This window comes from Psychrobacter sp. T6-4 (assembly GCF_052258425.1).
Lineage (GTDB): Bacteria > Pseudomonadota > Gammaproteobacteria > Pseudomonadales > Moraxellaceae > Psychrobacter.
Genome location: NZ_JBQQEZ010000016.1, coordinates 1 through 14,753 on the forward strand (window position 1 = coordinate 1; position 14,753 = coordinate 14,753).

Genomic DNA, 14,753 nt, shown 5'->3' on the forward strand with positions numbered 1-14,753 from the left:
ATTGTAGATAATCAATAGCAAAAAAGTGCGCCAAGCTTAACATAAACTTAGCGCACCTTATTCTTTCGATATCATTATCAGTAAGGAGTATGGTTACTCTGTACTGTTTACTATTTGCGCTTTTACCAAACGCGCGCCAGGCTTGCCCATTCAATCATACTGTTCGGTAGTATCCCGAAAAAGAGAATAGCTAAAGTTACGCCAATGACCATAATACCACCAGTACGCAAGCCCCACTGTCCAGAGACATCGAATTCTACGTAAGCCTTTGGACGCTTAAATAATGTCAGCATCACGCGCAGATAATAGAACAGACCGATTGAGCTACCTAAGATAATCATCGCCGCCAAGAACCAATTGGTACCTTGCACCGCGGCAAGTACTGCGAATAGCTTAGTAATAAAGCCTGCCGTCAGCGGAATACCAGCGAGCGATAACATCATAATCGTCATGACTGCAGTCAACACTGGGCGACGCCAAAACAGCCCCTGATAGTGCACTAACTCGTCCGCCTCCCCTGATAATCTGTAAGGGCTTGACATCAAAGTCACCACACCAAAAGCACCGATAGAGGTAAAGGCATATACCGCCATATACATGCTAGAGATGCTATCAGCGCCCGCGCCGAGGCTCACAATAACGATCAGCACATAACCCATGTGCGCGATAGAAGAATAACCAAGCAGACGCTTAAGGTTCGTCTGACGTACCGCGAGCAAGTTACCGACCAAGATAGATAAAGTCGCCATCACCATCAACAGCATCTGTACAGAGGGCAAAGCCAACAATGAGGTATCAATTAAGAACCGCACCGCTAATGCCATCATCGCCACTTTAGAGACTGACGCCAGATAAGTGGCGATAGGAGCAGGCGCGCCTTCATAGACATCAGGCGTCCACGCATGAAAGGGCGCCGCTGATAATTTAAAGGCGATACCGAACATCATCATGGCAACGCCAAGTATCAATAGGGGCGACTCAAAAGAGCCTGCCAGCATAATACTAATAGACTTAAATCCTAGCGAGCCTACCTGCGCGTATATAAACGCCATACCCATGAGCAAAGTCGCTGAGGCCGCCGCTGATAACACCAGATACTTAAGCCCTGACTCCAGAGATTTCTCACGCAAGAACGTATAAGCGAGCAAGCCATATAGCGGTACTGATAACAGCTCTAAGCTCATAAAGAACGCCGCTAAATGCTGCGCACAGACCATAAGTAGCGCGCCCACAGTCGACAGTAAAATGAGCATGTATAGCTCTTCTTTATTGTCTTTTAAATTGGCAAGATAAGCATAAGATAGCGTACAACAAGCCAGCGCGCAGACCAGAATAATCATCATGTTGAACTGCGCAAAGTTGTCCACGACAAAGAGCTGCTCAGCAGTAGGCAGTAAGGCTCCGCGCTCAATCATGCCCAGCATCTGACCGATTAAGGTAAATAATGCAATGTTTAATCCGACAACGGTAATAGTGCCTGTGATCGTGTGTGAGCGCTTGATCGTAATGGCAATCATTACTAGCAGCACCGTAATCACCACGATAATAATAGGCGCATAAGGCATCAGCCCCATCAAATCATTCATCATAAAATCATTCATGACTTAACGTGCCTCCATTGCATCAAGTGATTGCAACACATCTGCTTGTGACACTTCACTATAAATATAAGCGTTATTGATCCACTGCATAGAGTGGCTTGAGGTATCGAGAATCGGCTGCGGATACAGTCCCAGCCAGACCAGACCCACTGCTAATACCAGCAGCAGTGAAATCTCGCGGCGACCCAAATCCTTAAGCGGACGCTCGGGCAGTCCATGTGAGCGCGTCTCATGTAAGGCAACTTCTTTGGTATTATTAGCGCCAAATAAGGCACGATAAATCAAGATAAGTGAGTACAATCCTGCCAGCACTAAGCTAAACGTCGCGAGTACCACAAACACTGGATACTGAGCAAAAGCACCGAACAAGATCATAAACTCGCCGATGAAGTTACCCGTACCTGGGATACCCAGTAGCGCGGCACAAAAGAACATCAAGATCGGCGCATAATAGCGGAACTGTCCCCACATACCGCCCATCACGGTCAGATCACGCGTATGCAAACGCTCATAGAGCTGTCCTGCCATAATAAAGAGAGCCGCCGAGCTCAAACCGTGCGCGAGCATCTGAATCATCAGTCCTTGTAAGCTAAGTAGCGTACCTGCGTAAATGGCTAACACAACAAAGCCCATGTGCGAGATACTCGTATAAGCAAGCAAACGCTTCATATCAGTTTGCATAAACGCAAGCCACGCGCCATAAAAGATACCTATCGTACCCAAAGTCATCGCTATTGGCGCAAACTCTTGCGAAGCGGCTGGAAACAGCGGTAAAACAAAACGAATCAAACCGTAAGCGGCGGTCTTAATCAGTACCCCAGCCAAATCCACCGAACCTGCAGTTGGCGCCTGCGCATGCGCATCAGGTAACCAGCCATGAAAAGGCATAATAGGCAGCTTGACCGCAAAGCCAATGAAGAAGCAGAGCATGATCGGATATTCCCAGCCACCAAGGTTAGTGCCGAGCAGATCATTGTAATTAAAGCTGACCACACCGCTTTGCGCGTAACTGATAATCACCAGTACCAAGATACCAATGAGCATAATAAGCCCAGAGGCTTGGGTATAGATAAAGAACTTGGTCGCCGCGTATTCTTTGGTTTTTCCAACGACATCATGACCCCAAATAGCGATTAAGAAGTAAATCGGAACGAGCATCATCTCCCAAAAGAAGAAGAATAAGAACAGATCAATCGCTAAGAATACCCCGATGACCCCGCCCAAACTCCATAGCAAGTTCAAATGGAAGAACCCAACGCGTCGCTGAATCTCGTTCCATGAGCACGCAACTGCCGCTACTCCTAACAAGCCTGTTAAGGCAATCATCAGTAGCGACATACCATCCATCGCCAGATGAAAACTAATACCAAAACTCGGTATCCAAGGCACACTAAACTCAGCGACCCAAGGCACTGCCGATTGCGGCGCAATGACCTGCTTGCTCATACCGCTAAAGTCGCCATATTGCCAGAGTACCAATGACAATAAAAACGTCAGTGTCATACCAATCAGAGCAATCCAGCGCGGTAAACGCTTGTTAAAGCGCTCAACCAACCAGCACAGCAGGCCTGCTATAAAGGGTATTGCAATGAGCGCCGGTAGCATCCACGTTTGTTGTAACTCAATCATCTTATACCACCGTTATCATGACCAATACGAGAAGTGCAGCAACGCCCAAGCCAAAGCTTGCGGCATAACCTCGAAGTGACCCTGTTTGTGTCACAGACAACATCTTATTACCTGCTGATGCCAGCATCGGCAATACATTCCACGTTTTATCAACAGGGTCAGCTTTAAACAAGCGGCCGATGAATAAAAAAGGTTTTACAAAAACTATATCGTATAGCGCATCAAAGCCCATACCGTGATAGCACCAGTAATACAGCGCGCCGCCGATACTTGAGCGCTTAAAGCGCGTCAGCATCCGACCTTTATCAACGACGTACAATACTGCGGCTATCACCAGTCCTGCGAGCATAGCGCCCATAGCGATATATTCTGCGGTGTGCTTAGCCTCTACTTGACCTGCCACTTCTAATAAGTGTCCGACACTCTCGGGCAATACGCCCTGTAGCGGCGGCGAAATTAAAGCGCCAACTGCAGTCGATAAAACCAGTAGTACCGTAAGTGGCAACCAATACGAGATGCCAGACAGTTTGTGCGCATGGGTCTTCTCTTCACCAAAGAAGATGATCCAAATCATACGGAAGGTATAAATAGCGGTTAAGAAAGCCCCAAACACGCCCATATAAAACAGCACTTGATGACCTGTTGCATAAGCTTCCCAAAGGATCGCTTCTTTAGAATAAAAGCCGACGGTTATCCAAGGAATAGCCGCTAGAGCGCCGCCACCGATGATATAGCACCAAAATACTAATGGAATCTTGCGACGCAAACCGCCCATCTTAAAGATGTCTTGCTCATGATGAACCGCTAATATGACCGCACCTGATGCCAAAAACAGCAAGGCTTTAAAAAACGCATGGGTCATCAAATGAAAGATAGCCCCTTGCCAAGCGCCAACGCCTAATGCCAAGAACATATAGCCGATTTGACTCATCGTTGAGTAGGCTAATATACGCTTGATATCAGTTTGTACTAGCGCACAGAATCCTGCGACGACCAAGGTTAATGCGCCCACTGCCCCAACCCAATACAATAAAATACCTGGAGTGAGGACAAATAATGGATGCAAACGAGCGATTAAATAGACCCCAGCAGTAACCATCGTCGCGGCGTGAATCAGCGCCGACACTGGTGTCGGACCAGCCATAGCATCAGCGAGCCACGTATGGAGTGGAATCTGCGCAGATTTACCCATCGCGCCGCCCACGATCATCATCGTGGTCAGGATCATTACCGGATCATTGACGCTGAACATCTCAGGCGCGCGAGTGATAATCTCTTGAATATTAAGGGTGCCAAACTCACGGAACAATAAAAACAAACCAAAGGCTAAGAACACATCACCGACGCGGGTGACAGTAAAGGCTTTCATCGCAGCGCGGCCATTGGCACGGTGCTCGTAATAAAAGCCGATAAGCAAATACGAGCAGATACCAACGCCTTCCCAGCCTAGATATAGCAGCAATAAATCATCGGCGAGTACTAGCAGTAGCATACTGGCGACAAACAAATTCATATAACTAAAAAAGCGTGCAAAGCCTTTATCGCCTTTCATGTACCAAGCAGCGAACAGGTGAATCAAAAAGCCAATGCCTGTAATGACGCCAGTCATGGTTAAGGCAAGACCATCAAAGCTAAGACCAAAGCTTGGTGCAAAATCACCGACTTGCATCCAAGTCCACAGCGGTACTTCTACCACCGTACCTGCAGGATAACTACCTAAAAAGGTGTAGCTGACAACCAAAGTACAAAGCGCTGATAGCCCCATACTGCCAACACCAACAAAGCTGGCGGCTTGTTCGGTGAGCTTGTCACGCATAAAGGCTAAGATTAAAAAGCCGATGAGCGGAAGTATAAAGGTTAAGGGTAATACACTCATGACATCATCCCCTCATCTCATTGGCGCTATCGACATCGAGATGCCCACGCTTATGATAAAACTGTAATAGTATGGCAAGACCGATCGAGGCTTCAGCAGCCGCTAAGGTAAGAATAAAAATAAACATAATTTGCCCATCTGGATCGACCCAGCGGCTGCCAGCGACGATAAACGCAAGCGCTGCGGCGTTCATCATAATCTCAAGGCTCATCAGCATAAACAAAAAATTGCGCCGAACCATAACGCCGCATAGACCGATGGCAAATAAAATCCCTGCCAAGATAAGCCCATGACTCATAGGTATAATACCCAGCACGTTTTGTACTTCAAGAGCAGGCGCTGCTAGGCCTGCTACCTCGTGGGCGAACGGCATAGTCGATACGTCCTGGGCTACGCTAACTGCTTGTACCATCAGTCTAACTCCTTGCGCGTAGCGGCTTGCTTACCGACATAATCATACGGGTCGACGTCTTTGTACTCATAAGGCTCGTTTGAATCAAGCGAATTGACGTCGCTATCATTATCGTGAGATAAGTCAGCGCTGCTGTTACGAGCGCTGCGGGTAGCGGTGTTAAGGGTTAAGCGCTTACTAGGATCGCGAATAGTGTCATCGATTACTATCTCATCATCTAGCGTTGGCTTACCTAAATGATAAGCGGCAACCAAAGCCCCAAGTAGCAATAGTGCAGCGACTTCTACGAGCATAATGTATTTGCTAAATAATGCCACACCGACCGCTTTGGCAGGTACGTTGACACCGCCAATAACTGCTGCCTCGTCATGATTGACACCGATGAACGCGTAAAGCACAACGGCGATAATCAGTGTCAATCCTGTCGGAATAGCCCATGTTCTCGCATCCAGCCAGCGCTCTTCTCGCGCCTCACTTGCCATGCCTAGGTTGAGCATCATAATGACAAAGACGAATAGAACTAAGATGGCACCGGCATAAACGATAATCTCAAGGGCACCTGCGAACGGCGCGCCTAGTATAAACATGATACCCGCAACTGCCAATAAGGAGACGATCATCGATAATATCGCGTGCACGGGGTTGGCATGGGTCACCACGCGTAAGCTTGCAAAAATAGCCACTGCCGCCAGCGCATAGAACCCTGCTAAGTCAGGATTATTCAAAATAGTCATCATGGCAGCAAGCTCCTTAGATCAATAGGCGCTGCTTCGTTTTGCGCAGAACCTTTAGGTTTGTCTGCGACAGCCATACCAGTGACGCGGTAATAATTATAGTCAGGATACTTGCCAGGGCCTGAGATGAGTAGATGCTCTTTTTCATAGACCAAGTCTTGACGATTATACTCGCCAATCTCAAAATCAGGGGTCATCTGAATAGCAGTAGTCGGGCAAGCTTCCTCACACATTCCGCAAAAGATACAGCGCGAAAAGTTAATACGAAAAAACTCAGGATACCAGCGCCCATCATCACGCTCCGCCTTTTGTAAGGAGATACAACCGACAGGGCAAGCGACCGCACACAAGTTACAAGCTACGCAGCGCTCGTCCCCATCTGGATCGCGGGTCAAGATAATACGTCCACGAAAGCGCGGCGGCACAGGTACGGCCTGCTCAGGATAGAGTATGGTATCGCGCGGCCTGAGCGCATGGCTATTGACCATCCACATACTACGAACGATGGTAAACATACCCACGAGCGTCTTTTTTATAGCGGTAATCATTGTCTTATTATCCTTGTTGGCGGGCGCCCTATCTCATTAGCAAAATGACAGCGGCGGTAACCAGCAAATTAATCAAGGTTACAGGTAAGCAAACTTTCCAGCCAAAGTTCATCACCTGATCATAACGGGGGCGCATGAGCGAACCCCGTGCCAAGATAAACATCGTCATAAAGAATAGCGTCTTTATCATGAACCAAAATGCAGGCGGTACAAAAGGAATATCTAAATTGAAGGGGGCAAGCCAACCACCAAAGAACAGACAAGTCATCAGGGCTGAGATGAGTACAACGTTGACATACTCTCCAATAAAGAACATACCAAACTTCATGCCAGAGTATTCAACATGATACCCCTCAGCAAGCTCCTGCTCAGCTTCTGGCTGATCAAAGGGATGCCTGTGAGTGACCGCAACACCTGCGACCACAAAGGTCAAAAACCCTAAGAACTGCGGGATAATGTACCAGCCGTCTATTTGTGATTCAACGATTTCACGTAAGTTAAAGGAGCCTGTCAATGCGACCACGCCCATCAAAGACAAGCCTAAAAATACCTCATAACTAATGGTTTGTGCCGCTGAACGCAGACCGCCTAATAGCGAGAATTTGTTCGCTGACGCCCAGCCGCCAAACATCACCGCGTAAACAGCAATACCTGCCATAGCAAAAAAGAACAAAATACCAATATCCCAGTCCGCAACCCCAAGGGTTGGCGAGATAGGAATAATGGCAAAAGACGCCAAAGCGGTAAACATCGCTACCGCCGGTGCTAAGGTAAAGATAAACTTGTCAGTGAAGTTTGGTGTCCAATCTTCTTTAAAGAAGATTTTGAGCATATCTGCGACCAGTTGCAAGGAGCCAAAGGGACCGACGCGATTAGGACCATAACGATCCTGCCACAATGCAAGCATACGGCGCTCATAGACGATCATCAAAGCGGCGACGATAACCACGACCAAAAATATCACAATCGATTGCACAACCAAAAACAATATAGACCAAGCATCAAAGGTCATCATGTTTGCCAAAAGGGCGGGCACATCAGGGATAATACGAGTCACTTGCATTTTACGCCCCTTGATCGCTAATTGGTGCTACGAGCTCATCATCTAAAGCATCTGTATCATTGACCATGTCATCAGCCATGCTACCTGCGATAGTGACTGGCGCATCAACGCGGCGTACTGAGGCTGGCAATGTCGGATGAATAATGCTGACTTGCCCAACTGGGTAGCCGATACAGCCCTCTGCTAGGTACTGCACTAACTGCACGGGCAGTGTTATCTGCCGATTATCAATCTCTATCGCCAAATAGTCTCCAGCGAGCAGACCCCAAGCCTTGGCATCATCCATACCAACGCGCCAACTGGCAATTGGCAACTGCTTAGCTACAATGGGACTGCGCGAGGCCATCATAGAGCTGGCGTAGATATTATAGATTGGCACTAATTTGGCGCGGCCCTCTTGCATATCAGTTGCCGCGTAAGACGCTGCTTCTGGTGCTACGTACTGACGGCTAGGCAGGCGCTCAAAGCTATCGAACAAGCGCACCCCAGGGTCGCCGCCTTTAAGATGACCGCCAACTTTATCTTGATATTTATTCCAAGCTTGCGGCGAGTTCCAGCCTGCAGCACTGGCAAAAGGAATCATCGCGCCCTTGGTCTGCTTGCCGCTATAGCCTTCCATCGAAAAGGTAAGACCGGTATCTAAGTCTTTGGGCTGCATAGGCTCGTGAACAGATATTGGCGCACGCATCGCGGTACGACCTGAGTAGCGGCGCGGCTGACGGGCGATTTTGAGTCCTGTAATACGGTAATCTGCATCGGGAGCCGCGCCTTTGATACCAGCCAGCTTAGGATGCGTTGCAATCAAAGCGTTAATGACATCATCAAGCTGTGTCCAATCGACCTCTTTGCCCTCGATGCTACTGTGTACCGCGTGCAGCCAGCGCCAACCTTCTTTGATACTGCTCATTGGATGATAGTAGTTGCTGTCGTAGACTTGAAAGAAGCGCTGAGCACGGCCCTCGCTTGACACAAGCGTTCCATCTGCTTCCGCAAAGCTCGCAGCTGGCAGTACAATATCGACGTCTTTATGCCATTCAAGCAGCTGATGATCGAGCGCGATAACCGTTTTATCGCTCAGTAGTTGCGTAAGCTTATTGGCATCAATAGCGTCTGTTAATTGGTTTTCAGCGACAATGACGACATCAAATTCAGTAGCTAATAACTCCTCTACTGAGTGACCGCCTAGCATACACACGCCCATGCTATTGGCATCAGAAACCGTCAGATAAATACCCGCTTGACCGTGATACTGTTTATTGACTTCTTTGAGTTCAAGAGCATCCGCAGGCTCGCGTTCAACGTCGTCTTGGGCATCTTTATTGGTACCCATTTGCGCTTTAGCTGGTTTGGCTTCTAACTCTTTGTCTTCTTCAGGCTGATCATTAGCAGCTTGTGCTTGCGCAGCTTTCACCCTCTCATTGTGCGCCTCAACCTGCTTTTGCTCAGTCGCCTTGATCGCTTGACGTTTTTGCGTAAGCGCTTGAGTAATCTGCGCCGCTGCCTCTATCAAAGCCGTAGATGACAAGCTACTACCTGATATCACTAATGGTCTATCTGCCTGAATCAAATCATAAGCGATCTGTTGAGCCAGCACTTGCATAGGATCATCGCTATCACTGTTACTTAGCTCAGATTTTTGCAGGTCTGCTATCTCTGACAAGTCATCAGCAAAATTGCTAATCTCATCAGCGACCCTAAAGCCAAGGCGCGTGATGTCTTCAGGCGTCGCAACTACGCTTGATTTACTAATATCATCAAGCTTAGTTTGAGTGACATCGATAATATAAACGGGGCTTAAAGCATCTTGAGCGATGCGTTTGACAGGTTCCGCAAGCCAAGACTGAGTCTTGAGCGCTGCCGCCATTTTCAGGCCTTCGTTCTTTGCTGCTTGACGTACGGATAGCGCCACTCGCGATGAGGTTTGAGTGATATCTTCACCCAAGATGAGCACAGCATCATGGCTTTCGATCTCATTCATACTTGGATTATGTATACCCTCAGTGCTGAGCACTTCGATACATTTATGCACTAAGTCTTGTTGCTGATGATTAAGACCTGTCGAGAAGTTGTCAAAACCAACCAAGTTTTTGAGGGCAAAGTTAGTCTCAAGACTCGCTCTAGGTGAGCCAATACCGATGACTTTTTTGTCTGTGAGGCGTTTGATAGTCTCATCTAACGCATAATCAATATTGATCTTGACGTGTTTGTCATTGATACGCTCAAGCGCCCCAGTCGGACGATCAGCACGGTTGACATAGCCATAACCAAAACGACCACGGTCACATAAGAAATAACCGTTGACCTCACCATTGTAGCGGTTTTCAATACGGCGCAACTCACCATAACGCTCACCAGGTGAGATATTGCATCCCGCCGAGCAGCCATGACAGATACTAGGCGCGTACTGCATATCCCATTTACGGTTGTAGCGCTCTGAGTGAGTTTGATCGGTAAACACCCCAGTTGGGCAGACTTCTGTTAAATTACCTGAAAATTCACTTTCAAACTGCCCGTCTTTGTCACGACCAAAATAAACCCGATTGTTTGAGCCATATACACCCAAATCCTCGCCACCTGCATAGTCTTTGTAGAATCTAACGCAGCGATAGCAAGCGATGCAGCGGTTCATCTCATGACCGATAAACGGGCCCAAATCTTGGTTATGATGAGTACGTTTGGTAAAGCGATAGCGGCGCGTATTATGACCTGACATATAGGTCATATCTTGCAAGTGACAGTGACCGCCCTCTTCACAAGTAGGGCAATCGTGTGGATGATTGGTCATCAGTAGCTCAACCATCGAGGCCCGAAACGCTTTGGCCTCGTCATCAGTGACTGAGATGTACATGTCATTGTCTGGCGCGACCATACAGGACATTACTAGTCGCCCCTTGCCCGCTTTCATGTCCTCTTCGTTTTGATACTGCTTAACCGCGCACTGACGGCATGAGCCTACTGAGCCAAGCGCAGGATGATAACAAAAATACGGTACATCAATACCTAGAGATAGACAGGCTTGTAGCAAGTTATCGCTGCTATCTACTTCGACAGTGGTGCCGTCAATATGGATGACTGCCATGCCGCTCTCCTTATTTCACTACTGGCTGAGGATTGGCCGCGGCGTCTATGACGTCAGCACCAACCGCCTGCGCGATTTTTTGATCAAACTCAGGACGGAAATATTTGATAGCACTCATTAGTGGCTCCATCGCTCCTGGCGCGTGGGCACAAAAGGTTTTGCCAATCCATAAATCCCGAGTTAATCCTTCTAATTTTTCGACGTCGCCGATTTGCCCTTCGCCGTCGTTAATCGCAGTGAGCAATTTGACGCCCCACGGTAGACCATCACGGCATGGCGTACAAAAGCCGCACGATTCGCGCTGAAAGAAAATCTCTAAGTTACGTAATAAAGGCACCATATCTTGTGCTTCATCTACGACCATAATAAGACCGGTGCCCATACGGCTACCTGCGTCTTGAATACTATCAAAATCAACGACAATATCTAAATGATCAGCGGTCAAAAAGTCTGTGGACGCCCCACCAGGCAACCACGCTTTTAGCGTCTTACCCTCTAACATACCGCCTGCAAAGTCTTCAATAATCTCACGCGCAGTATAACCAAAGGGCAGCTCCCATAAACCAGGATCCTTGACCAAACCTGAGCAGCCAAATAGCTTGGTGCCAGGGGTTTTGCTTTTGCCTTTAATCTCAGACAATGACTGATACCAGTCTACGCCGTGATTTAGAATAGCTGGCATGTTGCACAAGGTCTCAACATTATTGACAACCGTTGGACGACCCCAAGCGCCAGAGATTTGCGGAAATGGCGGTTTGGTACGTGGGTTAGCACGGCGACCCTCTAGGCAATTGATCAACGCCGTCTCTTCACCGCATATATAACGCCCAGCGCCCGTATGTACGTGCAGATTAAAACTAAAATCTGTCCCTAAGATATTATCGCCCATCAAGTTATTGGCGATACACTCATTAATAGCAGTAACCAAACGCTCGGCGGCCAAAATATACTCGCCGCGAATAAAGATATAGCCGTCGGTAGCCCCAATCGCATGAGCAGTAATGAGCATGCCTTCGATGAGCTGAAACGGTAGGCGCTCCATTAACAAGCGATCTTTAAAGGTGCCCGGCTCCATCTCATCAGCGTTACAAATAAGATAGCGCGGCAAGCCATCTGGTGGCGACATAAAAGACCACTTAAGACCAGCATTAAATCCTGCGCCGCCGCGGCCTCTAACATTGGCCGCTTTGATCATATTTTCGACGTCTTTAAACGGCTTATCTAGTGCCTTTTTTAGCCCATCAAAGCCTTGTAGCGATTGATATGTAGCTAAATCAAGTACGGCGTCATGGTGTGCAAGACGCCATGTAAGCGGCATAGTTTCGCTAGTGGCGCTCGCCTTGTCGCCATAGATGGGGATACGTTGCTCATTGAGCTGGCTTGGCGCTTTGCCTTGCCCGCGCTGAGCGATCTGTTCAGATAAGGTCAGTCTCATGCGTATAGCTCCAGTAGTTGCGCGACCTCAGTAGGCTCAATAGGACCATAAGTGTCCTCATCGATGAGCACCGCAGGGCCTTTATCACAATTGCCCAGGCAGCAAATCGGCAACAAGGTAAAACGGCCATCAGGAGTTGTTTGCCCATATTCGATACCCAATTGCAAGCGTAGCTCAGCCGATAGCGCTTCGTATCCTGTCAAGTAACAGGCTACAGAATCACAAATCAAAATCACGTGACGACCGACAGGCTGACGATAAATACGATTAAAAAAAGTAGCGACGCCGTCCATATCAGTCACGGGAATATCTAAAAGATTGGCAATAGCGTTCACTTGAGCGTCATCGACCCAGCCGTTGCGCTTTTGCACGATTTTGAGGGCATCTAATGAGGCGGCGCGAGCATGCGGATAATGATGCATAAACTCGTGAATCGCATCAATCTCACTTACGGTCAAAATACTAGCCACATCTACTTTTGGCATTTTGTCAGAAACAATTCTCATAATCTCTTGTCAATCCTTACTTATCTTGCGCTCAATTGTTTAGCGATCACAATCTGCCATAACGATATCAATTGAAGCCAAATACATAATAGCGTCAGAAACCAAAGAGCCATTAATCACAGAGGGCATTTGTTGCAAATGGGCAAACGTCGGCGTACGAATACGAGTACGATAGCTCATAGTCGCCTTGTCCGAGGTAATATAATAACTGTTCAAGCCTTTGGTGGCCTCAACTATCGTTGCGCACTCACCCGCTGGCATAACAGGGCCCCAAGAGACAGAAATAAAGTGATTAATCAAGGTTTCGATATCGTTCAAAGTGCGATCTTTAGGCGGTGGTACCGATAGAGGATGATCCGCTTTATAAGGTCCTTGAGGCATGTTATCCATACACTGGCGGATGATACGCAAGGACTGGCGCATCTCTTCGACTTTGATCATACAGCGATCATAAGCATCACCGTTATAACCAATAGGCACTTCAAAATCATAGTTCTCGTAGCCCATGTACGGGCGAGCCTTACGCAAATCAAAGTCTATACCCGTTGCGCGCAGACCTGCTCCTGTCACGCCCCAAGCGAGTGCTTGCTTGGCATTGTATTGAGCGACGCCTTGGGTACGACCTTTGAGTACGCTGTTTTGTAATGCGGCTTTGACATACTCATCCAAGCGCTTAGGCATCCAGTCCAAAAACTCACGAACTAGGCGCTGCCAACCACGCGGTAGATCGGCTGCCGTACCACCAATGCGAAACCACGCTGGATGCATGCGATAGCCGGTTACCGCCTCAATGACGTCATAAGCTTTCTGGCGATCAGTGAACATATAGAATACTGGCGTCATTCCGCCCGCATCTTGAATAAAGGTGCCGACAAAGAGCAAATTATTCGTAATACGGAAAAACTCACTCATCATGACGCGAATGGTCTCAGCGCGCGGCGGAATAGTAATGCCCGCGAGCTTCTCGACCGACATAATGTATGGCAGCTCGTTCATCACCCCGCCAAGGTAATCAATACGGTCAGTGTAAGGAATATAAGAGTGCCAAGTCTGGCGCTCTGCCATCTTCTCAGCGCCGCGGTGGTGATAGCCTATATCAGGGATACAATCGACGACTTCTTCGCCGTCAAGCTGGAGCACCAAACGAAACGCACCATGAGCAGAAGGGTGATTGGGGCCGATGTTCAAGAACATAAAGTCCTCGTCACGTCCCGAGCGCTTCATGCCCCACTCTTCTGGAACAAAACGCAGATTTTCTTGCTCGTATTGTTGTTTAGCGGCATTTAGAAAGTATGGGGTAAATTCTGTCGCGCGCGCATGGTACTCTTTACGTAGCGGATGACCTTCCCAATACTTGGGCAATAAGATACGCGTTAGATGCGGATGCCCGCTAAAGACGATACCGAACATATCCCATACTTCGCGCTCATACCAGTTGGCATTGGGCCAAATATTGGTCGCGCTTGGCACCGTCAGATCGTCTTCATCTAGTGCCACTTTGATACGTACATCACTGTTGCGCTCAAAGGACATCAGATGATAAAACACCGTAAAGTCGCTATCAGGCAGGCCTCGACGATGCTGGCGTAAACGCTCATCCATCGCCGACAGATCAAATAGCGTGACATAGGGTTTGGGTAGCTTACGCAAAAACAGGAGAATATCTAGCAAGTCGGCACGCGCCACCCATACGGTTGGAATCTCATCGACCGTATGCTGCACAACGAACTTACCCGCGTACTTATGGGTCAGCTCTTGAATGACTACCGGTACAGGTTTGATCTTGGGATCTATGTTATCAACTACCGTGACCATGAATGAGGGTTTCCTTCATTACTCATAACTGACTGATAAGCGCAAAGCTAATCTC

Annotated in this window: 11 protein-coding genes; all 11 read right to left on the minus strand. The window is 48.1% G+C overall.

Annotated elements, in window-relative coordinates; all coding sequences use genetic code 11:
• Positions 1-122: 122 nt before the first annotated feature.
• The 11 genes from ACTXGE_RS11100 to nuoC all read right to left on the minus strand — a co-directional run bounded on the left by ACTXGE_RS11100 (position 123) and on the right by nuoC (position 14,698).
• Positions 123-1,601 (minus strand): NADH-quinone oxidoreductase subunit N, encoded by a 1,479-nt coding sequence (locus tag ACTXGE_RS11100; protein ID WP_317200276.1) that lies wholly within the window; start codon positions 1,599-1,601, stop codon positions 123-125.
• A 3-nt stretch (positions 1,602-1,604) separates the two neighbouring features.
• Positions 1,605-3,230 (minus strand): NADH-quinone oxidoreductase subunit M, encoded by a 1,626-nt coding sequence (gene nuoM / locus ACTXGE_RS11105; protein WP_443543491.1) that lies wholly within the window; start codon positions 3,228-3,230, stop codon positions 1,605-1,607.
• A 1-nt stretch (position 3,231) separates the two neighbouring features.
• Positions 3,232-5,106 carry an NADH-quinone oxidoreductase subunit L gene (gene nuoL / locus ACTXGE_RS11110; protein WP_443543488.1) on the minus strand — a complete coding sequence of 625 codons (1,875 nt, stop codon included), beginning with the start codon at positions 5,104-5,106 and terminating at the stop codon, positions 3,232-3,234.
• Between the two features lie 4 nt (positions 5,107-5,110).
• Complete coding sequence (gene nuoK / locus ACTXGE_RS11115; protein ID WP_317200318.1) at positions 5,111-5,419, minus strand: NADH-quinone oxidoreductase subunit NuoK; 309 nt, start codon at positions 5,417-5,419, stop codon at positions 5,111-5,113.
• Between the two features lie 98 nt (positions 5,420-5,517).
• Positions 5,518-6,255 (minus strand): NADH-quinone oxidoreductase subunit J, encoded by a 738-nt coding sequence (gene nuoJ, locus ACTXGE_RS11120; protein WP_443543486.1) that lies wholly within the window; start codon positions 6,253-6,255, stop codon positions 5,518-5,520.
• Positions 6,252-6,788, minus strand: a complete 537-nt coding sequence (gene nuoI, locus ACTXGE_RS11125; protein ID WP_435951016.1) for an NADH-quinone oxidoreductase subunit NuoI — start codon at positions 6,786-6,788, stop codon at positions 6,252-6,254. The genes nuoJ and nuoI overlap by 4 nt, the downstream gene beginning before the upstream one ends.
• A gap of 40 nt (positions 6,789-6,828) precedes the next feature.
• On the minus strand, positions 6,829-7,815 hold the full coding sequence (nuoH, locus tag ACTXGE_RS11130) for an NADH-quinone oxidoreductase subunit NuoH (protein ID WP_317200319.1): 987 nt from the start codon (positions 7,813-7,815) through the stop codon (positions 6,829-6,831).
• Between the two features lie 49 nt (positions 7,816-7,864).
• The gene (gene nuoG / locus ACTXGE_RS11135) at positions 7,865-10,942 is read right to left on the minus strand and encodes an NADH-quinone oxidoreductase subunit NuoG (RefSeq protein WP_443543484.1); all 3,078 of its coding nucleotides are present in this window, start codon (positions 10,940-10,942) and stop codon (positions 7,865-7,867) included.
• A gap of 10 nt (positions 10,943-10,952) precedes the next feature.
• Positions 10,953-12,377, minus strand: a complete 1,425-nt coding sequence (gene nuoF, locus ACTXGE_RS11140) for an NADH-quinone oxidoreductase subunit NuoF (protein WP_435950428.1) — start codon at positions 12,375-12,377, stop codon at positions 10,953-10,955.
• On the minus strand, positions 12,374-12,883 hold the full coding sequence (nuoE, locus tag ACTXGE_RS11145; protein ID WP_435950427.1) for an NADH-quinone oxidoreductase subunit NuoE: 510 nt from the start codon (positions 12,881-12,883) through the stop codon (positions 12,374-12,376). The genes nuoF and nuoE overlap by 4 nt, the downstream gene beginning before the upstream one ends.
• A gap of 39 nt (positions 12,884-12,922) precedes the next feature.
• Positions 12,923-14,698 carry an NADH-quinone oxidoreductase subunit C/D gene (gene nuoC / locus ACTXGE_RS11150; protein ID WP_317200284.1) on the minus strand — a complete coding sequence of 592 codons (1,776 nt, stop codon included), beginning with the start codon at positions 14,696-14,698 and terminating at the stop codon, positions 12,923-12,925.
• Between the last annotated feature and the right edge of the window lie 55 nt (positions 14,699-14,753).

Coding starts and splice junctions, on each gene's coding strand:
- ACTXGE_RS11100 (WP_317200276.1), bottom strand. CDS start 1,601: ATGAATGATTTTATGATGAATGATTTGATGGGGCTGATGCCTTATGCG.
- nuoM (WP_443543491.1), bottom strand. CDS start 3,230: ATGATTGAGTTACAACAAACGTGGATGCTACCGGCGCTCATTGCAATA.
- nuoL (WP_443543488.1), bottom strand. CDS start 5,106: ATGAGTGTATTACCCTTAACCTTTATACTTCCGCTCATCGGCTTTTTA.
- nuoJ (WP_443543486.1), bottom strand. CDS start 6,255: ATGATGACTATTTTGAATAATCCTGACTTAGCAGGGTTCTATGCGCTG.
- nuoH (WP_317200319.1), bottom strand. CDS start 7,815: ATGATGACCTTTGATGCTTGGTCTATATTGTTTTTGGTTGTGCAATCG.
- nuoG (WP_443543484.1), bottom strand. CDS start 10,942: ATGGCAGTCATCCATATTGACGGCACCACTGTCGAAGTAGATAGCAGC.
- nuoF (WP_435950428.1), bottom strand. CDS start 12,377: ATGAGACTGACCTTATCTGAACAGATCGCTCAGCGCGGGCAAGGCAAA.
- nuoE (WP_435950427.1), bottom strand. CDS start 12,883: ATGAGAATTGTTTCTGACAAAATGCCAAAAGTAGATGTGGCTAGTATT.
- nuoC (WP_317200284.1), bottom strand. CDS start 14,698: ATGGTCACGGTAGTTGATAACATAGATCCCAAGATCAAACCTGTACCG.